Genomic DNA, 19,877 nt, shown 5'->3' on the forward strand with positions numbered 1-19,877 from the left:
TGCGATGCACCGCACCGGACACCGCGACCCGGCAAACCTTTCCGGCCACAGCACTGGATACCCCCGGCGGAGGGCGCCCGGCCCGGCGCGGCCGTGGGGACCGAGGGCCGGCCCGCGCCCTGATCGAGACGGCGCACGCCGGGTGTTCCCTCTCAGGGGCGTTCCAGTATCCGGCGCCGCAGGCTGTCGTAGAGGGGCTCGCTCACCAGCCAGTCAGCGGTCACGGTCGCGGCGAAACACGCGGTCAGCAACGGAACCATCAGCACGGCGGCGCCGGTCATCTCCACGACCAGGACGACGCCCGTGAGCGGCGCCCGTACAACCCCCGTGAACAGGGCGGCCATTCCCACCACCGCCCACGCGGCCGGCCCGGACGCGTGGGCCGGCAGGAGAGGGGAAGCGAGCGCGTGGGCGAGGGTTCCCCACAGCGCCCCCAGGGCCAGCAGCGGGGCGAACAGCCCGCCAGGTGTCGCGGCCGCGTAGCTGAGCGGGCCCGCCACGAACCGGATGGCGAGGAAGGCCACCAGTGCCACCACTGTCATGCCGTCGCCCGCCAGCAGGCGCCTGCTCAGCGGGTCGCCGCCGCCCGTCAGGAGCGGATCGACGGCCATGAGAGCTCCGACCACGGCTCCGATGGCAGCTGCCCGGACGGTGAGCGGTACCCGGGTCCGGTCGCACGCCTCCAGCGTCCGTACGACCAGAGCGCTGTAGGCAGCGCCCAGCGCGCCGGCAGCCACGCCGAACAGCAGGAAGACCGGCAGCGTCCACGCGGGTGGGGCGGGGACGCCCGGCACCGGGAACGCGGGCGCGCCACCGACGAGGAGCCGGGAGCAGACCACCGCAGTGACGGTGCCGACGAGCGTCAACAGCACCAGGCGGGGCCTGATCGTGCGGGTCACTTCCTCGCAGACGAACAGCAGCCCGCCCAGCGGAGCGGTGAACGCCGCCGCCAGCCCCGCCCCGCCGAGCGCGGTGTGGAGCAGGCGGGCATCCTCGGCATCCAGCCGGCTGCGACGACCGGCCACGGACCCGATCGCGGCGCCCATGTGGACGATCGGGCCCTCCCGCCCCAGAACCAGTCCCGAGCCGATCGCGATGAGGCCGCCGACGAACTTCGCGGGCAGCAGCCACAGCGAATACGGCCCGGACTCCTGACGCCACACGGCTTCCACGTGCTGGATCCCGCTGCCCGCCGCGTGCGGGACCCGCTGGGCGATCAGACACGCCACCGCCGCGCCCACCGCGCAGAGGACGACCGGGACCAGCCAGCCCACGACGCCCAGACCCGCAGCAGCCTCCACGATCGAGGCGCGCAGCCTGTCGGCGTGCTCCAGGCACCACCGGAAACCACCGCCGACCAGACCGACCAGACAACCGGCCGCCCCCGCGACCACAAAGGCTCGGCCGGTCTTCCGGCGAGGCCGAGCACCGGGCATGGACTGCCTCCACCAAGCCGCACGGGGACGTCCGCCGAGCCTGCACCCCTCAGCCGGCCATCACGACAAGCCTCGCCGTAGCCACGCCCCGACCCACCCCGACCGGGCGAACTCGCCCGGATGCCGCGCGCGGCCCTGCCGCTGTCGCGTTCGCGCGGCCGGCGCCTGCGCGGGCCCCGGTGGACAGCCGGGGTCCGCGGGGCGACGATGTGGCTGACGGACCTTGTTCAGCAGCTCCTCGCCCCGGCCGAAAGATCCGTCGGGCCCTGGTTCCTGTCCGCCACCTGCTCGCGCCCGTGGAAGATCCCGCGCGAGGAAGAGAAGTGCCCGGCCCCTCGTGCTCCCGTCGACCGGCGCCGGCATGCGGGCGAACCGGTGCGAGGGAAAAGGAAGGGGTCGGCCATGCGCAGTTCGGTACGCGACAACTTCTCCGCATTTTCCAAGCGATTGGAGGGCCGGGTCAACCACATGTACCTGGACTCGCTCGGCAACGTCACCATAGGCATCGGCAACAAGATCGATCCCGTTGCGGACGCCCTGGCCCTGTCGTCCCTCGGAGCGACGCTCCTGCACGACGGAACGAACACCCCCGCGACCAATGCCGAGATCACGACCGAGTGGACCAGCGTCAAGGGGGGAAGCACCGTAACCACGCTGCACCTGAGCGAGGCCTCGATCAACACCCTCGTGGACACGAGGCTGAGTCAGAACGAGACAACACTCGTCACCTTCTTCCCCGGGTTCTCCACATGGCCCGCGGATGCCCAACTCGCGATCCTCAGCATGGCCTGGGGCATGGGCCCGGACGGTCTGCGGCCACCCAAGTTCAAGAACCTCCGTGAGGCCATCGGCCGGCGTGACTGGTTCAACGCCGCGCGGGAGTGCAACATGGCGGGCAGCCGGCTGGAGAAGCGCAACGCGGTCGACCGGGGGCTGTTCCGCAATGCCGCCGTCTCGGAGGAACCCCCGGCCAGTGATCCGGACATCCTCTTCCTGCCCGTCCCGGGCAATCGTCCCCAGCGGCAGTTCGGGGACGTGGACGTGCCCCCGGCCGACGACGTGGGCCTCATCCAGCGGATGTTCGGGCCGTCGCGCCTGAACCTTCTGGCAGCCGGCACCTTCACGGTCGGAAAGTTCGACGCGGCGACCCTGAACGCGGTCAAGGCCTTCCAGACCCGCGAAGCAGCCCTGCCGAATGCGGGTCTCTTCCCCGTCACGGGCGTCGTGGCCGAGCTCAGCTGGGCATCACTGGGAGAACACGTTCCCCTCGCCTGAACGGTGCCGCGAGCCGCCCCCACCGAGCGGGGTCGCACCGCCCGTGCACCACGATCCTGAGCCACCGAACGGTACGGGGGAGCACCGGTCCTGACGGGGACGACGGCGCGCCGGGCCACTACGGGCCGGCGGTGTAGAGGAACTCCGGTCCGTAGGTCTTGCCGCTGCCGTCGGGCAGCGGCCGGCCCATGAGCGTCTGCGCCGGGTCCTGCAGGGCGAACATCTGACCCACGGCCTTGTTCAGCAGCTCTTTCGCCTTGGCCGGCACGTCCTGCTGCCAGGCCTGCTGCAGGAACCCGAGCATGGCGCTGTACGTGGTGTTGACGGCGTCGAGGAGTTCCCGGGTCCCGGGGTCGGGTGCGGACGCACCACCTGCTCCCCAGCCGCCCGGCGGCACGGTACCCATGGGGAAGGTCTGCGGCATCGGGATCTCGGCACCCGCGAATTCCCATTTCGCCGGGTACTCGGAGGTCCTGATCAGCTTGCGCCCGTGGAAGATCTCCCGGAAGACGTAGAAGTGCGCCAGCTCGCCGGGTTCTCCGGGGTGAGGATTCTCGGGCGACGCCGACGTGCCCTCGCCCTGCTCCTTTATGACGCCGATGGCCGCCTCGACGAGAGCGAACGAGGTGAGCGCCACGATGCTGTTGCCCGATCCGTGGTGCTCCATGTTCCTGGTCAGCTGCCGGGCCCCGGTGATCAGGTCCGTGTGGTTCCTGAACGCGTCCAGGATCGCGGTGTAGAAGGCCCCGATGGAGGTGTCCGTCGTGGCTGCGTCGGACACCACCGGGTGGTCCGGTTCCTCGATCCGGGAGTACATGTCCAGTGCCTGCTTCGTCAGCCCGCCGAGCGAGACGATCAGCTCCGGCCGCACGCCGCCCGGCAGCGGCCCCGGATACTTCGGCACCGTCCCCTCGTCGGCGAGGCGGGGAGCGCCCCCGATGGTGGTGAGCAGATTGCCGGCGAGGCCGAGGTGGGACATCTCGTCGAAGACGATTTCCTGCATCGCGGTGAACACGGCCTCGTCCGCACCGGGGTCCTTGATCGACCAGAGGCCGCACAAATAGGGAGGCAGCGTGGCGAGTTCCAGCATGATCGCCTGCTGCAACGAGTCCTTGAGCCAGTCGGCGTCGTGGTGTTCGACGGGCTCGTTCATCAATTCGACGATCCTGTTGCTCCGGTAGCCGGGAAGCGTGGTCACGGCACCTGTCCCCTTCCGTTTCTGTGTTCCCTCCGCGCCGACCGCAGGCTGCGCAGGAGTGCGGCGACTGCCTTCTCCTTCTCCGCCTCCGTCAGCCCGGGGTCGCCGCGGATCATGTCGATCCTGCCCTGCAGGAAGGCCTCCTCGGCCTCGGGATCCCGAGGGGCGTCGCGGGATTCGCGGGCGAACTCCTCGCGCCGGTCCGCGGTCGGTCCCGGAGGCTGCTGCGCATCCGGTGGAACGCGGGGTTCGGGGCCGGACATCGGTCGTCAGCTCGTGACGGCGTAGTTGTAGTTCTGGTCCAGGAACTGGACGCGGAAGCCGACGTTGTCGGTGCGGACGTAGCTCTGGTACCACGCGAGCAGTGCCCACGGACTCCAGTTGCCCGCGCTGTCACGTGTGCAGAGGGACGTACCGAGGGCGCCCAGGGGTCTGGTGCCCGAGTAGCTGGTCTGGAACGTCTCCACGATGGGCGCCCACGTGCCGTTGAAGTCGGCCGCAGTCTGCTGGGCCAGAGTGGCGGGGTAGTCGAACTGGTAGACCAGGTCGTGGCGGTTGCGGGCCGCGTTCCACAGCTGCACCTCGTTGCGCCACATCCCGCCGGCGACCTCCACCGTGGTGTTCGTGATGCCGAGGACCTGAAGGGTCTGTCCGTGCGAGGAGACGTTTCTGAGGTATTCGCCCATGGACGACCACGGCATGTCGAGCTGCCAGGGGGTGGACGGCCTGGCCCAGTCGTACACCTTGAAGCGCGGAGGCGTCTGCGCGAAGTAGTGGACGTACGCCTCCAGGCCCCGGACCGCACGGTTCATGGCCGTCACGTACAGGAAGTTGTTGACGTTGCCCCCGGGAGTGTTGGGGCAGATGACGTCCCAGCCCAGCGAGGTGCCCGTCGCGAACGCCTTCTTGAACGGATCGTTGTAGTAGAAGCCGTAGCCCACACCGCCCGGCACCGGCTCCTGCGTGGAGAGCGAGTCGAGGTCGAGCTTGCTGGTCAGGGCGGAGAGCATGGCCTCGCGTTCGTCGAACTCCAGGGTCGGGTGGGTCCTCAGCAAGTGGATTTTGCTCAGCAGGAACGCCTGCCGGGCGGCTTCCACCTGCTCGTCCGGGTACTCATTGGTGATCCGGTAGAACCGGGCGCGCTCGTCCCCCGACTCTTCGGGCATCTCCAGTCCGGTGAGTCGGGGCGGTGCGGTGACGTCGAGAAGTGTGGTGGTCATGAGAGGTTCACCTGCCCGGAAGCCATGAGGTCGAGGGCGAAGCAGAGGTGGGCGGGGGTCCGCCTGACACGGATGTGCGGCGATTGCGGCCGGCACCGAGAGAATAGGCGGGAGGCTGTCACCCCACCGTCATTCCGCTGCCATTCGCTTCGCTCCGGGCCGCCGTCGGCAACCGTCGACTCCGCCACCCGTCGCCGGAAGCATCCGGGCGAACCGGTGCGAGGGCTCGACGCCGAGTTCGTCGCGCAGCAGTCGCCGGAAGGCGCGATAGTGCCGTACCGCCTCGTTCACATTGCCTTCCGCGAGATGTGCGGAGACGACCGCCCGATGAGCGCTCTCGCGCAGGGGTTCGATTCGCACGCTCGTCAGGGCCGTCTCCAGGGCGAGGGCGTGCAGCCCATCCCGCGCCAGGCCCTCGGCCATCGTGTCGAGTGCGTGCAGGCGCAGCTGCCGCAGCCGTTCCCGTTCGAACAACACCCAGTCCTCGTCCCAGCCGGGCAGCAGCTCTCCTTCGTCGAGCAGGACCCTCGGCACCGGACCACCGCCCAGGGTCCCCGAGGCGCGCACCACGCTCAACGCGGTTTCGGCGAGTGCGCGGGCATCCACGCTCACGGAGTCCGCCATCGAAACCGAGTCCCTGCAGCAGGTCACGAGCGCGCGCTCGCCCCGGGGCAGCTTGCACAGGGTTGTACGCAGGCTTCCCCGCGCGTGCTCCTCGGTCACGTCCGGCCAGAGCGACCCCGCGAGGACGGTCCGGTTGACGCAGGTGTGCAGCCCGAGGAAGGCCAGCAGTCGTTGCGCGTTCATACACACCTCCACCGACTCGGTGCTGTACTCCAGCCGGAACTGGCCGAGCAACCGCAGACGAGGAGGCGAGACTGATTCCGAGGTGTACATCTGCACTCTCACTGAGATGTGTAGGAGAGCACTGCGGACCCGAGCAGCCGTTTCCACGGTAGGACACCCGGCCGCGGTCCGCTCGCCCTGCCGCCCGCACGGCGGTGACACGCCCGTTCACGCGGGGATGACGGTCCTTTCCCTAGGGTGGGAGGCGTCCCAGGCCACGTGCTGCGCTTGCCAGCTGTCACGAGGGGAACGGGCGATGACCAGTCAGGATGACGAGCGCCGGGAAATCTCCGAGGATGCCACCCCTCAGGGTCGCGCGGACGCCTCCGCGGACCACTCCGCGGGCTGCTCCGCGCCCTCCGGCGGCGGCTCCGTGCTCCACGGCGGCGGGGTGGGCCTGGTGGCATCCGACTTCGCGACGGTCGAGGAGCTGGACCTGGACGCCGGATTCGACGCGGACATGACCGACAGGGCCGTGACGCTGCTACGGCGTGACGACATGCTGGTCCTCCAGTTCGGCTTCTCCGGCATCACCCGTACCGGAAAGGGCACGGCGCAAAGACTGGTGACCACCAGCCCCACCGCGCCGGGCTTCCTCCACATCGTGATGCCGCCCCAGGCGATGCTCGAACAGGCCACCGTGCCGGGAGGCGCTTCGACCGGGCTGAAGCAGGCATTGCTGTCCAAGCCGAGCCAGGTCTCCTTCAAGGTGCCGCCCGGGACGTCGATACCGCTCACGGCCGCCGGGCTGCTGAGCTGGGCCGGGCTTCCGACGGATTCGGCCCGGCTGGAGTGCGTGTGGGGGCTCGCCTTCGTTCCGGCGGCGCTGGGCGCGGTGACCTGGCTGCACACCACCGAGCCGGTGACGGGTCCTTCAGGGGCGACCGGGATCTGGCACACGCGCCTCACCCTCCCCCCGGGCGCCTCCGACCCGCTCCAGGCCCCCTCGCGGCTGCCGGTGCCCGTCAAGTCGGCCGGGGCTCCTGAGCCCGCCCAGGGCTTCACCAGCTCGCTGTCGGCGGCGGTGCGGAGCCAGATCGCCACGGCCATGAACCGGCGACCGGTGCTGGCCAGGGACACGGCCCTCAGCGCCCTCGGCGCGACGGTCGACCTCACGGGCAACTGGACGGGCATCGCCGGGGTCGGAGTGAGCGCTTACCGCCACCAGTCCGTCTGTGGCCGGGACGTCGTCGTCAAGGTGCTGCAGCGCGGCTACCTGCTGCCCTTCGGCTTCCCCGTGCAGATCGCGACGCAGACGGAACGGCGCCTCGACCAAGGCCTGGTCCAGACGAGCTTCCTGACCATCCTCATGCCCGAAATCACCTACGACGGGGTCGCCGCCCTGCCGAACGAAGGGCGCGGCTTCCCGTTCGACCGGGTCCGGCTGAACGGTCCCCTCGTCGTCGATGTCAGTGACACCGGCGAACCGCTCGCGGACGTCGGTTTCTGGGTGCGCGGGCCGGGGGCGTCCGACGGGCGTCTGCGATTCGTCCTCACCGCCGAGGACAGACGCAGGCACCCCATCGCCTTCACCGCTCCGCTCGTCTTCATCCAGGGCGACCGGGCCCACGGAGGTCTGGAACAAGCCCTGGTGCAGTACAACGCGAAGGCACAGCAGCTGTCCCTGCCCGCCTCCGGACGCCTGGAGATGGCACCGGCCCCCGGCGCGAGCGCGGAGTCCAGCACCGTGGACCTCGCGGCCCTGTACGTCGGCGCCGAGGTGTCGAGCGCCTCCCAGAGCTCCTTGGAGGAAGCCGGACGGCTCGCCGCACACCCCAGGCTCGTCGCCGTGGAGGCACGCGTCCCCGCACTGGACTCCCTGGCGCCGCACGATGCGATCGCGAGGGCGGACGGAGTCGGATCGCTGCCCCGGAGACTGGAACTCGACAACCAGTACGTGCGGATGGGCCTCGCTGCCACCCAACAGGTCTACGCACAGGTGAAGCCGGCCGTCTCCCTCGCGCCGCCCGTGACGGGCTCCGGCGGAATCGCGAAACTCGACCTGCCGGTCACGGGCCTGTCGCGCACGGCGGGACTGGTGGGCGGAGACCTGGAGAAGTTCAAGCACGGGGAGTTCGACCCGCACTCCTACTTCACCGCTCCGACCATACCCCCTCCGCCCGCGGTCCCCGAGGTGCCCACGCGACTGCTCGGCTTCATCAACCTGGCCGATCCCCATCTCGTGCAGGCGCCCGCCACCCCCACGGGGGTGGGCGACGGCGAAGAGGTACCCCGCATGGTCACCGAGGTCCTGCACCCGGCCGGGAAGCCACCGGAAGGCGTACGGACCACCCTCACCTGGCACCCCAAGCTGACCGCGGGCACCTTCGGCCCACTCCAAACGACCAGTGCGACGAAGCTCGACATGCGCAACGTCACCACGGTGCGCCTCGACGGAACCGCACCGGTGACGGAGACGCGCGGTCAACTCCAGGCATTCAAACTGTCCTTCGCGGGCGTCCTGGAGGTGAACTTCCGCCAGCTCGGCTTCACGAGCCGGCCGGGAAGCTCACCGTCACTCGACGTCAAGATCGGCGAGGTGCAGTTCTCCGGCCCGCTGAAATTCCTCGACCGGTTGCGCGAGTACCTCCCCTCGGCGGCGAACGGCCCACGTATAGCCGTCGGTACCTCCGGCATCGAGGTCGGCTACAGCCTGGCCATCCCCACCGTCGCCCTCGGTGCCTTCATGCTGAGCAACCTCGCGCTCTCGGCATCGGTCACCCTGCCCTTCAACGGCGATCCCGTGCGCGCGACGTTCGGCGTGTCCTCACGCGAACACCCCTTCCTGCTCACGGTGTCCCTCTTCGGCGGCGGCGGCTTCCTCTCGCTCACCGTCGAGACCGGGAAGGTCGTCGCCCTCGAAGCCCAAGTGGAATTCGGCGCGGCCGCCGCACTGAACCTCGGTGTGGCCAGTGGCTCCGTATGCGTGACAGCGGGCGTCTACTTCTCGCTCGACAACGGCCAGTCCACCCTGAAGGGCTTCTTCCGGGCCGTGGGTGAGCTCGACATCCTCGGGATCGTCAACATCTCCGTCGAGTTCTACCTCGCGCTCGAATTCCGCTCTCCCAGAACGGTGCACGGCTGGGCCTCGGTAACCGTCCGGGTGCGCGTGGCGTTCTTCTCCAAGTCCGTGACGATGAAGCTGGAGCGGTCCTTCGGCGGCGGCGACGATCCGACGTTCGCCCAGGCGTTCCCGACCCCACAGCCGTGGCGGGACAGATGCGCCGCCTTCGCCCCCATGGAGGACGCATGATCAGGGAAACAGTGGTCTGGACGCTGCTGCCCGACCCCGAGGCACCGCAGAGCGCCGACGGGAACGCGCACCTCTCGCTCATGTTCGGCATCCAGCTCTCCACCGATCAAGCAGACGCCGGGGGCACGGCGGTCCTGCCGCTCTCCAGCTACCCGCGGGTCCTCGACTGGCCGTCCTTCGCCTTCGACCTGGGCGTGAGGTTCCGCAAGCCGGGCGGTGAAACGGCCACGACCTCCGCCACGGTGGAAGCGGTTCCCCAGCCCGCGCTCTGGCGGGCGCTGTTCCCGTCCTCCACGCCGGTCACGTCGTACGCCTTCGACCGCACCGTGTCGACCGACCCGCTCCAGTCCTACCCCAGCCACCTGGTGTCACGTTCGCTGCGCGAGGAGTACGGCAGACTGTTCGCGGCGATCGACGGCACCGGCACGCGCTACCCGTCGACCGTGAATCGCTGCGGTCAAACCGTACTCCCACGGGACTGGGACACCGTCGACCGGCTCATCCGCCTCGTCGGTGCGGACCAGGGGCTCTCGAGGGCCCACCCGGTCACGTCGGCCCTCGAAGAGGGGGTGCTGCCCGACGACTTCGCGCAGGACCCGGACGGCTGGCTGCGCCTCGCCGACTTCCACCTGCCGTTCGCCGCTCCGTCCGGAGAGGGAGAGGAAAACGAACCGCACGAGCTGCGCATGCCGGAACGCGACTTCCACGGCATACTCGCGGCGCTCGCCGACCACCCCGGTCTGATGGCCTTGATCGGCCTGGTGCGGCGGGTGAAGGTCCCGCTGGCCGCGGGCCTGGACGGCCCCGTCACCCTTCAGGCCGTGCCGCGAAACGCCCTGTTCATCCGGAACGACCTGCCGTTCACCCAGTGCATCGTGCGCGAGGGGCGCCTCCTGCTGGGGCGCCGCAACGGATCGGCGGCCGCACTGCACCTTCCCCTCGACGACACCGGGAAGTACACCGCCGTCGATGTCGACGTGGACGCCGGCGGCCTCGCGCTCCAGTCGTACGCCGGCATGCTCGCGGGACTTCCCCGTACCGAGAAGCCACCGGCTGTGCGGGCACCGGCACTGCGCTCCGACGGCATCTCCGTGACCGAGGCGAACCGACAGATCGACTTCAGGGAGAACCTGCACAAGGCCGCCGCCATGGCAGACGACCTGGAGGAAGCCGAAGAGCCGGGGCTCGCCATCACGATGCACGCCGACAACGTGCAGCTGGGCTACCGGGTGGACGTCTTCGACGAGAAGTCCGGCCGCTGGTACCCGCTGTGCCGCCGGACCGGCTCCTACACCGTGAGCGGCTTCGCCGGCCGGCTGCCGATCGACGACGAGGGTACGGTCACCGACGCCATCACCCGGGGCGTGGACCCGCAGGGCCGCCGGGTCTCCCGGCTGCACCAGTCGCTGTTCCGCTGGAGCGGCTGGAGCCTGGTCGCCGAGCTTCCGGGCAAGATGCTCGACGCCGCCGAACAGCTCCAGGACCCGGCGCCGGCGGTCCAGCCGAACCTCCCGTTCTCCTCGACCGTGCGGCCGCCCGACGGGACGCTGCCCTCGCTGCGCTACGGCCGCTCCTACCGCTTCCGGGCACGTCTGGTCGACCTCGCGGGCCGCAGCCTTCCCTTCACTTCCCGCCCGACGGCCGGAGAACCCGCGACCGCGCCCCTGCGCTATTCACGCTACGAACCGGTGACCGCCCCCGTGCTCGTACCCCGGCGGCCCGTCACACCCGGCGAATCGGCCACGGTGCTGGTCGTACGGACCAACAACGCGAACCCCGCCGCCCCGGTCCCCGGCCCCACCTGTGAACGTCACCTCCTGGCTTCCAAGGCGGCCGTGCAACTGCTGGAACGCCACGGCGTCCTCGACGTGGCCGCCCTGCATCGGCTCGACCCGGCCGTCCACGCGCTGCTCACCAGGCTGGACGGCGGTGCGGTGAAGGGCCAGGCCGACCCCGGCGCCGGGGGCACCCCGTACATCGACATCGACAGGATGGACCTGCCGTGGCTGCCCGACCCCCTCTCCAGGGGAGCCGCGCTCCACGGCCTGCCGGGGATGCCCGAACTCCTGGCCGAGTGGCCCCGGGGCAGCGGCTGGCACGAGCGGTTCCCGCTGCGGCTCGTCGTGGCGCCGGGCGCTTCCAGCGGCGCGCAGCCGCCGGTGATCGATCCGGCCGCGCGTCTGATCAGGGTGACGCTGCCCCCCGGTGCGTCCATCACGACGCTGCTGGGCACCATGCTCAGTCCGGGAGACGAGGAACTCCTCGGCCTGTGGCACTGGTTCGCCGAATCCGGCGGCCGGTCCGCCGACGAGATCGACGAGTCGCGTTCCCACGCCGTTGCCGGACGCATCGCGCAACTCACGCCGACGACGAAACTGCGCATGATCCACGCGGTGCGTTGCCCGGTCGTCGGTCCGGCGTTCGGACAGCCGCGCGTCGAACGTGCGCCCGGGGAGACCGCCTACGTCCTGGCCGACCCGGCGGTGGCCATCCACGAGCCGTCGACCCTGTCCGTGCACACCGAGGCCACATGGAACGAGACGGTCGACGACTTGACGCAGAAGAAGGCACCGAGCACATCGGTCGGCCGGGCCGTCCTGCACGAGGGCGAGGAGGGCCTCCACTCGGATGCCGATGGTCCGGCCGTCGGCGCCGCCGCGGCCACCACGCCGGTCCGGGCCCGCCACGACATGGGCGACACCCGGCACCGCACCGTGCGGTTCACGCCCGTGGCGACCTCGCGGTTCGTCTCGTACTTCACCGAGCGGGGCAGGGTCCGGCTCACCGGGACCGCTCCGGCGGCCGTGGCGAGCGCGTTCGTCCCGGGAACGGTCGTCGTACGCGGCGTCGTCGATCCGCTGACCGCCGCGGGAAGGCCCGCCGATCCGGGGCCCGACCACTACAGCCCCGACCGGGACTACAGCGTCGACCACGGCAGCGGCACGATCTCGCGCATGGACGGCGGAGCGATCCCCGACGGGGCCTCCGTCGAGGTCTCCTTCGTCGTGCCGCCGGTGACGCGTGCCGGATCCCCCGTCACGTTGCACGTCCCGGCGACGGCCAGGCCCCCCGCGCCGGCGGTCCATTCGGTGGTGCCCGCCTTCCAGTGGCAGGACGAGTCGACCGGCGCGGCGAAGGTCAGCACGCGGCAGGGCGGAATCGTCCGGGTCTATCTGCAACGGCCCTGGTACGCCTCGGGGGAGGGAGAGCTGCTGGCCGTCCTCGTCATGGCGGAGGGGGCGCAGCCGGACTCGACCGCGGAGAAGTGGGCCACCATGTGGGGGCGCGACCCCGTCCGCCAGCCGGGCGACGCGCCACTGATCGGCTTCCCCCGGCCCTCGGACCTGCTCCGTGCGGTCGTCGACGTCCCGGTGGGCTCCGTCCACGCCTTGGGGTACGCCGTCCTGTACGACGAAACGCGGCAGCTGTGGTACGCCGACGTCGCGTTCCAGGGCCAGCGCGTGTACCAGCCGTTCGTGCGGCTCAGGGTGGCACGCCTGCAGCCGGACGCTCTGCGCACCCCGGAGGACCTACGGCTGTCTCCCGGAGTGGATGCCGGCTTCATTCAGATCCCGGCTCTCCGGAAGGCATCGGTGACGGTGAGCGGCCAGACCGCCACGGTTACGGTCACCGGCCCCGTGCCGCCGGCGGGCATGGCCAACATCTCGTCGCGGATCATCGTGAGTGTGCAGATCCGCGGCAACTCGTCGATCGACGACCCCGCTCAGTGGGCGACGGTCGGCACGCCCGCCACCGGACCCACCACGACCACGTTGCCTCTGGTGGAGAGCACCGGCCCCCTCGCGCGCTGGACGGGGACTGTCCCCCTGCCTGTGCTCCCGCCCCGCCCCCAGCGGCTGTTGATCCAGGAAGTCGACGAAATCAGCGGACCGGACGCAGAGCCGATCCGCCGTATTTCGTATCTCGACACCATCACCGTCTGAAGTCACCGTCTGAAGTCGGCGGCCACGAGGTCACACGAGGTCACACGAGGTCAGCAGCCACCGGTTTCCACCCACGCGGTGGACACGGGTCGAGCGTAATATCCGCTGTAGCAGGTCTCCCGGGCCAATGCGACTCCGTCGTCACACCTGCTGTACCTCTTGCAGCAGGGGACGAAGAGACATTCGTTCATGCATCGGGTCTGAGCCTTTGCCTCGCAGCGCGGCTTGTCGTAACTGTTCTTGCAGCGTTGCCTGGCGTCGATCTCGCACTCCGTCGGACAGAAGGAATACGCCATGCCGGTCGGCATTGCCTCGGGCGTGCCGCACTCCGGAGGAGACCCTCCCCTTCGCGTCTCGAGGCGGTACGCCGATGGGTAGAGGGACGGCGCTGCGGTGAATCCCGGAACGCTCATGTCGGTCGTCCTTTCCGGGCAAGATGTTTCAGGCTTCAGTGGTGGTCGTAGTAGGGCGACAGCCCGTGCAACCGGAACGGGTACTCGTCCGTGACGTCGACGGGTACGAAGAACTTCTCCGTCACGTCCGTGCGGCGACTCGAGTACGCCAGCACGACGTCCATGACCCGTCGCGCCCCGCCGATGTTGGAGCGGCGGACGTCGATCGATGTCAGCGAGGATTCGTTCATGCTCGATTCGAACGTCTTCCGGTAGATCTCCGAGTAACGAACCAGCAGGTACGTCAGAGCGCGGTGTTCGTCCGACGCGCCCACATTGTCGGCAACGCTCATGACCGTCCTCAGCAGGTCCTCCGCCCCCCTGTCGAACTGCTCGGTCGCCATGCTGTCGGGCTTGTCGATGGCCGCCACCAGATCGGCGGTGTCGAAGGAGTAGAGCTGATCGACGGTCACCAGCGGCAGCGCGAGCCCGTTGCAGAGGCCCGGCGCGGCGACCGGGCCGCGCACTCCGACGACGACGTCGAGGGCCGTGGCCCGGTGCTCGGGGCATACGGCTTCGGCCAGCAGGCCGATGTCGGCGGGGTCGCGCGGTACGAGGGCGTAGGTGTCCATCCCCTGGACGGTGAACACGTAGCACAGGTGCCGTGCCAGGTACCGGTTCTCCGGTCGGGTGAGCACCTCGCTGACGGCCTGGCGATCCGTGAGCTGCGCGGTCTCGGTGCGGCTCATGGTCTGTGCGAGCTCCCTCTCCACGCCCATGTCCGGGAAGCGGAAGTCGACCTGACCGAGTGCGTAGACGTAGGAGGGCGACCGGTGCTCCTGCGGCGCGTCCGGCGCACGGGACGCCGCTCCGCACGACGGGCATCCCGGCTCGGACACGGGGGCCACGGGATCCGCTGCTTGGTCTCCGGCGTGTTCGACGCTCATGGGAAGCTCCTGAACGGGTGTGCGCGGCCGGCGGCCGGGGAAGCGCCGGTACCCCAGGGCTTCATGCGGTCCCGCCGTGCCGTCCTTGGAAGGTCAGCCATGCGTTCATCCTGCGGGCGCGCTCCTGGCAGCCACCGCAGGGGCCGATGCCGAGCGATTGCGCGGCGTGCTTCACGACGTCGCCGAGGCCGATGTCCTCGTCCTTCACGAAGCCGGGAAGACGTACCCGACGAGCCGGTGGCGGAGCCACCGCTGACCGATGGGCGCGGTGTCCTTCGTTCACGGTCCACCATCCATCCCCACCGGGGGGCCGGGGGCCCGCATCCGGTGTCACCGCTTCTCTCCACCGTCCATAATCCTCTGGTACGGGCCGGGGCGCACGTCCACAACTCGTCGGAGGGCGTGGGCGGCGGGGAGGAGGGTGCACAGGACCGACAGGGCCGTGCAGACGGCGGCAACCGCCGCCATGGGGAGCCAGGGGACCACGACCGGGGAGTCGACTCCGAGGACCGCCAGGGCGGCGCGCATGCCGCTCAGGTTGACCGCGGTGACCACCGCGCCGAGGAGGGCGCCGACCGTGGTCGTCAGGAGGGACTCCGCGGTCGTCACGGCGAGGACCTGGCCACGCGTGGCGCCGGCCAGGCGGAGCAGGCGCAGTTTGCCGGCCCGGTCGGAGGTTGCCATCAGCAGGGTGTTGGCCAGCGCGATCGCCGTATAGACCAGCGCGACGCCCAGAACCAGAACGAACCCGAGCACGGTGTACCTGTTGGTGCGGGGGTGGGTCTGCGTGACCCAGTCGGCCCTGGTGCGCACCATCGCGCCGTATCCGGCCCCCGCCTCCCGGACCGCGGGGGCCGCGCTCGCCGGGGACTTGACCTCGATGCGGGACACCTTCGCGCCCGGCGCGTTGCGCGCGGTGACGTAGGCGCCGTTGTTGCCCGTGCCCGTCTTCATGACGGCCACGACGCGCAGGCTGGTCCTGGTGCCGTCGGCCAGCCACAGCGGTACCGAGTCCCCGACGGCGTGCTGCCGCCACTCCTGCGTGACGATGATGCCCCCGTCGTCCAGGTCCGCGACCGACCCGGCCACCACCGGCAGTCGGGAGACCTCCGCCAGCGCCGCCGGGTCGGCCGCCGTGGCCTGCGTCGGGACCTTGACGAAGCCTTCCTCCGTCAGCCTGGTGTCGGACAAGGACAGCGCGACCGCCCCGCCCCGCCCGGGACGGCCAGCCGGTCCGGCAGGCGGTCGCCCGTCAGCACGTAGTCCGCGCGCGTCTGCGTACGGGCCTCCGTGGCCTTCGCCTCGTTGAGGGTGGCGGCCGCGCCGAGCAGCGACCCGGTCAGCGCGACCATCACCAGGACCGGCGCCGCCACCGCCGCCGTCCGGCGGATCCCGGCGGAGGCGTTCGCCCGCACCAGCCGGCCCGCCTACGAGGTCAGCCGGGCCGGGATCCACATCAGCAGCCGGATGACGGGCCGTACGAGCACGGGGGCCAGCAGTGCGCAGGCCGAGACCAGCAGCAGCCCGCCCCCGGCCGCCCACCGGCCCGGTGTCATCGGCCGCTCGTCCGTCGTGGCCTCGCGCAGCGCCTCCAGCGGACCGACCCGTCCCGCCCGCCGGGAGGCGGCGTAGGCCCCCGCCGGCGCCACCAACAGGCCGGTGCAGAACGCCGCGTACAAGGGCCAGCTCTGGTCCCCGATCACGTACGAGGCCGGCGCCAGCCCTTCCGACACGATCCACCGCGCCATCAGCGGCGCACCCGCCCTGCCCAGTACGCATCCGGCCGCGGCCCCGGCCAGCCCCACGGCCGCCGCCTCCGTCATCACCAGCCGCCGCAACTGCCCGGGCGTCGAACCCGCCAGCCGCAGCAGCCCCAGCTCCCGCCGGCGCTGCGACACGGCGTACGAGAACGTCGACGCGACCACGAACACCGATACGAACGAACTCACCCCGCCCGCCGTGCCCAGCATCGAGTTGATGCCCACCACCTCGACCCCCGAGGGCAGCGCCGCCGACGCCGCGAGCCCCAGCCCCATGACAGTCATCAGGGTGACCCCGAGGGCCACCGCCACGAACGTCCCCACTTGTGTCGACCAGCGCCGCCGCAGCGACTTCAACGCGATGTTCAGCATGGCCCGAGCCAACCGCCGCGGAAGTTCCCGGTCAGCGGGGCAGGGGCGAGTCTCCAAGGTATGGCCAGCACTACTGTGTGCCGCCCGGCCCGCCGCCTACCGTGACCGCATGTCCCGAACACCCCTCGGTCCGGACGCGGGCCGGTACCTCCGATCCGCCCGGCCCTGGCGCGCCACCGCCTACCTGCTCACCGGCGCCCTCACCGGCGCCGTCGCGCTCACCGTGCTCCTGCTGCTCGCCGTATCCGGGACGGCCCTCGCCGTCGTACTCGTCGGACTGCCGCTGCTGGCCGCGCTCGCACTGGCCGGAGTGCCGTACGCGGCCGTCGAACGCCGCCGGCTGCGGCTGATCGACCCCGGTGCCGAGCGCCTGCCCGACCCGCACCGCGAACCGGACCGCACGGGGCCCGCGGCGTGAGACCGCACCCGGTTCCGCGAGCATGCGACCTGGCGGGAACTGGGCTACATGCTGCTCGCCGCCACCGTCCTGTGGCCGCTGGAACTCCTCGCCATCGGCGGCGCGCTGTTCGTGCCGATCGACCTCATGGCCACCCCCGTCCTGTTCGCCCTCGACGGCGAACAGGTCAACCCCCTCAAGATCCACGGCATCACCGGCCACCCCGAGGCTCTGCTGTGTCCGCCGCCGGATTGCTGATGCTGCCGCTGTTCCTCTACGGCCTCGGCGCGCTCGCGGCGGCCCGGGCGGCCCTGGCCCGCCTGATGCTGGGTGACGGCCGGGCCGACCTGGCCGTCAAGGTCACCGAACTGACCAGCTCCCGCGCCCGGCTTGCGGCGGCGTTCGACGCCGAACGCCGGCGCATCGAACGGGACCTTCACGACGGCGCCCAGCAGCGACTCGTCGCGCTCTCCATGGCCATCGGCCTCGCCCGGCTCGACGCCCCGCCCGGCAGCGCGCTCGCCCGGCAGCTCGCCACCGCACAGGCCGAGGCCGGGCAGGCGCTGACCTCGCTGCGCGAGCTCATTCACGGCATCCACCCGCAGGTCCTCACCGACCGGGGACTGGCGGACGCCGTCGCGGATGTCGCCGACCGCTCGCCGATCCCCGTCGACACCGACTTCGGCCTCCCCGGGCGGCTGCCCGAACGGGCCGAGTCCGCCGGGTACTTCTTCGTGAGCGAGGCCCTCGCCAACGCGGTGAAGCACAGCGGAGCGCGCCGGATCTCCGTCACCGGCCGCCACGACGGGGCGCGCCTGACGGTGGAGGTGGCGGACGACGGGTGCGGCGGGGCGGACGCGGCGCGGGGCAGCGGGCTCACGGGGCTGGCCGACCGCATGTCGGTCGTGGTCCCGTAGAAGCCGGCGCCGCCGCTGCCACTGCCGGCGGCGGCCGCCGGCCGCTCCGCGTGGTCCTCGCCGAGGACTCCGTCCTGCTGCGCGAGGGTCTCGTCGGCCTGCTCGCCCGCTTCGGGCACGAGACGGTTGCCGCCGTCGGTGATGCCGAGGAACTCGAAGCGGCCGTCGCCGAGCACCGGCCGGACATCGTCGTCACCGATGTGCGGATGAGGAGTTCCTCGACGCGGTAGGGCGAGTGGCGGCCGGCGGGACGGTGGTGGACCCCGAGGTCGTCCGGCAGCTCATCCGCCGCCGGCGCGATCCGCTGGAGCGGTTGACGGCCCGCGAGCGGGAGGTCCTCGCGCTGATCGCCGAGGGGCATTCCAACGCCGAGGTGTCCCGCCGGCTCACCGTCTCCGAAGCGGCGGTCGGCAAGCACATCGGGAACATCCTGATGAAGCTGGACCTGCCGCCGGCGCAGGAGTCCCACCGCCGGGTGCTCGCCGTCCTGGCGTATCTGCGGGGCTGACGGGGCGAACAGGTCTGCGGACGCGCGCTACCGCTCCGTTCCGTCCGCGTTGCGATGAGTACGGGCATTGCTGCCGGTCTACCCTTCAGGACCCAGCGTCACGGAGGAGCGGCAGATGACCGATACGACGACCCTCGACCTCGGACCGCAAGCCCACATCGTGGCCCGTCTCGCCGCCGGCGTCCCGGACGCCCGGCTCGCCGACCGGACGACCTGCCCCGAGTACGCGGTCGGTGACCTGCTGGGCCACCTCGCAGGCCTCGCCGTCGCTTTCCGTGACGCCGCCCGCAAGGACCTGGGCCCCACGACGGACACGGCTCCCGACTCGGCCGCGCCCTCCCTGCCCGCAGGCTGGCGCGAGGAGCTGCCCCGGGTCCTCGGCGAGCTGGCCGAGGCCTGGAGGGACCCGGCCGCCTGGACCGGAATGACCCGCGCGGGCGGCGTGGACCTACCGGCTGAAATCGCGGGTGTGATGGCTGCCGACGAACTGGTGATCCACGGCTGGGACCTGGCCCGGGCCACTGGCCAGGCGTACCTTCCCGATCAGGCCGCGCTGCGCGCCTCGCACGCGTTCCTCCTGGCGGCCGCCCAGGACGAGAGCCGGGGCGGGGGCATCTTCGGCGCCGTCGTACCCGTACCGGACGACGCCCCGCTGCTGGACCGGGCAGTCGGTCTCAGCGGGCGCGATCCGGGCTGGAGGCCGCCGACACCGATTTCCTTCGATTCGGGGGTTTAGGCCCCCTCCGACCGCACCTCCGAAAGGGGTACAAACGGTCGCGGAGGGTGAGATTCGGGGCCCTCGGCGGTGAGGCGGCCCACAGGACGCAGGTCACATACGAAGCGGGATCGTAGGCTCTGAACGGCCCGTATACGCCCCCGCAAACCGGCTCCCACCTGCGCGGACGTTGATCGCCGCGACGGGGGGCCGTTCCGCCCCGGCTGCGAGGAGCACTAGTAAGAGGGGTCGTTGCCAGGGCGTCGGGGCGTCTGTAGAACTGGATGAGTCGCCAAGCGGCACGGGTGCTTCACCCGCCGCAGACGAACCCCTCTCCTTTGCGTGAGTGGCTCACGCATGTCTTAGACATGCCCGCGACCGTCCTTGTCCCCGTCGGAAGGTCAATCCGTGTCCAACGCAGTCATCCGCCGTATCGCCGCTTCGAAGAAGACCCTCGCGGGCTCCGTCCTCGCCCTGGGCGTCGCCGGTTCCATGCTTGCCGCGGTTCCCGCGCAGGCCGCCCCGACGAACGCCAAGGCGATCGCCCAGCAGATGATCAAGGACCCGGCGCAGTTCGCGGCCTTCAACAACATCGTTTCCCGCGAGAGCGGCTGGGACCACACCGCCACGAACTCCTCCTCCGGCGCCTACGGCCTGGTCCAGGCCCTGCCGGCCTCGAAGATGTCCTCGGCGGGCT

At 70.9% G+C, this 19,877-nt stretch carries 15 protein-coding genes and 3 pseudogenes; 8 read left to right on the forward strand and 10 right to left on the reverse strand.

All coding sequences use genetic code 11. The features are described from left to right. Positions 1 to 152: 152 nt before the first annotated feature. Positions 153 to 1,436: a chloride channel protein gene (locus tag ACFWBF_RS34110; protein ID WP_385608593.1), complete on the reverse strand. Its 1,284-nt coding sequence runs from the start codon at positions 1,434 to 1,436 to the stop codon at positions 153 to 155. Positions 1,437 to 1,838: 402 nt separating this feature from the next. Here ACFWBF_RS34110 and ACFWBF_RS34115 point away from each other — a divergent pair, with 402 nt between their 5' ends. After that, positions 1,839 to 2,711 carry a hypothetical protein gene (locus ACFWBF_RS34115; protein ID WP_385608595.1) on the forward strand — a complete coding sequence of 291 codons (873 nt, stop codon included), beginning with the start codon at positions 1,839 to 1,841 and terminating at the stop codon, positions 2,709 to 2,711. Between the two features lie 118 nt (positions 2,712 to 2,829). On the opposite strand, the gene ACFWBF_RS34120 is transcribed toward ACFWBF_RS34115, so the two are convergent. From ACFWBF_RS34120 to ACFWBF_RS34135, 4 genes are all read right to left on the reverse strand, one after another. Beyond that, positions 2,830 to 3,909 carry a ferritin-like protein gene (locus tag ACFWBF_RS34120; protein ID WP_385608597.1) on the reverse strand — a complete coding sequence of 360 codons (1,080 nt, stop codon included), beginning with the start codon at positions 3,907 to 3,909 and terminating at the stop codon, positions 2,830 to 2,832. Then, a complete protein-coding gene (locus tag ACFWBF_RS34125; protein WP_385608599.1) occupies positions 3,906 to 4,172 on the reverse strand; it encodes a hypothetical protein in 267 nt (88 codons plus the stop codon). Before ACFWBF_RS34125 ends, ACFWBF_RS34120 begins: the two co-directional genes overlap by 4 nt. Positions 4,173 to 4,178: 6 nt before the next feature. Continuing rightward, complete coding sequence (locus ACFWBF_RS34130; protein ID WP_385608601.1) at positions 4,179 to 5,129, reverse strand: hypothetical protein; 951 nt, start codon at positions 5,127 to 5,129, stop codon at positions 4,179 to 4,181. Positions 5,130 to 5,258: 129 nt separating this feature from the next. Then, positions 5,259 to 6,026, reverse strand: a complete 768-nt coding sequence (locus ACFWBF_RS34135; RefSeq protein ID WP_385608603.1) for a BTAD domain-containing putative transcriptional regulator — start codon at positions 6,024 to 6,026, stop codon at positions 5,259 to 5,261. Between the two features lie 205 nt (positions 6,027 to 6,231). Here ACFWBF_RS34135 and ACFWBF_RS34140 point away from each other — a divergent pair, with 205 nt between their 5' ends. Both ACFWBF_RS34140 and ACFWBF_RS34145 read left to right on the forward strand, forming a co-directional pair. Next, a complete protein-coding gene (locus tag ACFWBF_RS34140) occupies positions 6,232 to 9,228 on the forward strand; it encodes a hypothetical protein (protein ID WP_385608605.1) in 2,997 nt (998 codons plus the stop codon). After that, positions 9,225 to 13,172, forward strand: coding sequence for a hypothetical protein (locus ACFWBF_RS34145; protein WP_385608606.1), 3,948 nt, complete (start codon positions 9,225 to 9,227; stop codon positions 13,170 to 13,172). Before ACFWBF_RS34140 ends, ACFWBF_RS34145 begins: the two co-directional genes overlap by 4 nt. Positions 13,173 to 13,620: 448 nt before the next feature. Here the strand turns inward: ACFWBF_RS34145 and ACFWBF_RS34150 are convergent, their stop codons facing one another. The 5 genes from ACFWBF_RS34150 to ACFWBF_RS34170 form a co-directional block, all read right to left on the reverse strand. Continuing rightward, on the reverse strand, positions 13,621 to 14,511 hold the full coding sequence (locus ACFWBF_RS34150; protein WP_385608608.1) for a hypothetical protein: 891 nt from the start codon (positions 14,509 to 14,511) through the stop codon (positions 13,621 to 13,623). A gap of 61 nt (positions 14,512 to 14,572) precedes the next feature. Continuing rightward, positions 14,573 to 14,719: a hypothetical protein gene (locus ACFWBF_RS34155; RefSeq protein ID WP_385608610.1), complete on the reverse strand. Its 147-nt coding sequence runs from the start codon at positions 14,717 to 14,719 to the stop codon at positions 14,573 to 14,575. Between the two features lie 122 nt (positions 14,720 to 14,841). After that, positions 14,842 to 15,702: an ABC transporter permease gene (locus ACFWBF_RS34160; protein WP_385608612.1), complete on the reverse strand. Its 861-nt coding sequence runs from the start codon at positions 15,700 to 15,702 to the stop codon at positions 14,842 to 14,844. Beyond that, entirely contained in the window at positions 15,684 to 15,926 is a 243-nt protein-coding gene (locus tag ACFWBF_RS34165; RefSeq protein WP_385608614.1) for a hypothetical protein, read from the reverse strand. Before ACFWBF_RS34165 ends, ACFWBF_RS34160 begins: the two co-directional genes overlap by 19 nt. Before the next feature lie 12 nt (positions 15,927 to 15,938). After that, on the reverse strand, positions 15,939 to 16,643 hold the full coding sequence (locus tag ACFWBF_RS34170) for an FtsX-like permease family protein (RefSeq protein ID WP_385608615.1): 705 nt from the start codon (positions 16,641 to 16,643) through the stop codon (positions 15,939 to 15,941). A 109-nt stretch (positions 16,644 to 16,752) separates the two neighbouring features. Here ACFWBF_RS34170 and ACFWBF_RS34175 point away from each other — a divergent pair. The 5 genes and pseudogenes from ACFWBF_RS34175 to ACFWBF_RS34195 all read left to right on the forward strand — a co-directional run. Further along, a pseudogene (locus ACFWBF_RS34175) lies at positions 16,753 to 17,298 on the forward strand (sensor domain-containing protein). After that, positions 17,277 to 17,957 carry a sensor histidine kinase gene (locus ACFWBF_RS34180; protein ID WP_385608617.1) on the forward strand — a complete coding sequence of 227 codons (681 nt, stop codon included), beginning with the start codon at positions 17,277 to 17,279 and terminating at the stop codon, positions 17,955 to 17,957. Before ACFWBF_RS34175 ends, ACFWBF_RS34180 begins: the two are co-directional and overlap by 22 nt. Positions 17,958 to 18,007: 50 nt before the next feature. Beyond that, positions 18,008 to 18,465 (forward strand): annotated as a pseudogene (locus tag ACFWBF_RS34185) (response regulator transcription factor). Positions 18,466 to 18,580: 115 nt separating this feature from the next. Further along, complete coding sequence (locus ACFWBF_RS34190) at positions 18,581 to 19,201, forward strand: TIGR03086 family metal-binding protein (RefSeq protein WP_385608619.1); 621 nt, start codon at positions 18,581 to 18,583, stop codon at positions 19,199 to 19,201. 387 nt (positions 19,202 to 19,588) lie between these two features. Continuing rightward, positions 19,589 to 19,877, forward strand: a pseudogene (locus tag ACFWBF_RS34195) (lytic transglycosylase domain-containing protein); the annotation flags it as partial.

Source organism: Streptomyces sp. NPDC060028, assembly GCF_042736725.1.
Classification (GTDB): Bacteria; Actinomycetota; Actinomycetes; order Streptomycetales; family Streptomycetaceae; genus Streptomyces.

Bases quoted from the DNA above. Each gene is read 5' to 3' on its own strand.
- ACFWBF_RS34110 (WP_385608593.1), bottom strand. From the start codon at position 1,436: ATGCCCGGTGCTCGGCCTCGCCGGAAGACCGGCCGAGCCTTTGTGGTC.
- ACFWBF_RS34115 (WP_385608595.1), top strand. From the start codon at position 1,839: ATGCGCAGTTCGGTACGCGACAACTTCTCCGCATTTTCCAAGCGATTG.
- ACFWBF_RS34125 (WP_385608599.1), bottom strand. From the start codon at position 4,172: ATGTCCGGCCCCGAACCCCGCGTTCCACCGGATGCGCAGCAGCCTCCG.
- ACFWBF_RS34130 (WP_385608601.1), bottom strand. From the start codon at position 5,129: ATGACCACCACACTTCTCGACGTCACCGCACCGCCCCGACTCACCGGA.
- ACFWBF_RS34135 (WP_385608603.1), bottom strand. From the start codon at position 6,026: ATGTACACCTCGGAATCAGTCTCGCCTCCTCGTCTGCGGTTGCTCGGC.
- ACFWBF_RS34140 (WP_385608605.1), top strand. From the start codon at position 6,232: ATGACCAGTCAGGATGACGAGCGCCGGGAAATCTCCGAGGATGCCACC.
- ACFWBF_RS34145 (WP_385608606.1), top strand. From the start codon at position 9,225: ATGATCAGGGAAACAGTGGTCTGGACGCTGCTGCCCGACCCCGAGGCA.
- ACFWBF_RS34150 (WP_385608608.1), bottom strand. From the start codon at position 14,511: ATGAGCGTCGAACACGCCGGAGACCAAGCAGCGGATCCCGTGGCCCCC.
- ACFWBF_RS34170 (WP_385608615.1), bottom strand. From the start codon at position 16,643: ATGCTGAACATCGCGTTGAAGTCGCTGCGGCGGCGCTGGTCGACACAA.
- ACFWBF_RS34190 (WP_385608619.1), top strand. From the start codon at position 18,581: ATGACCGATACGACGACCCTCGACCTCGGACCGCAAGCCCACATCGTG.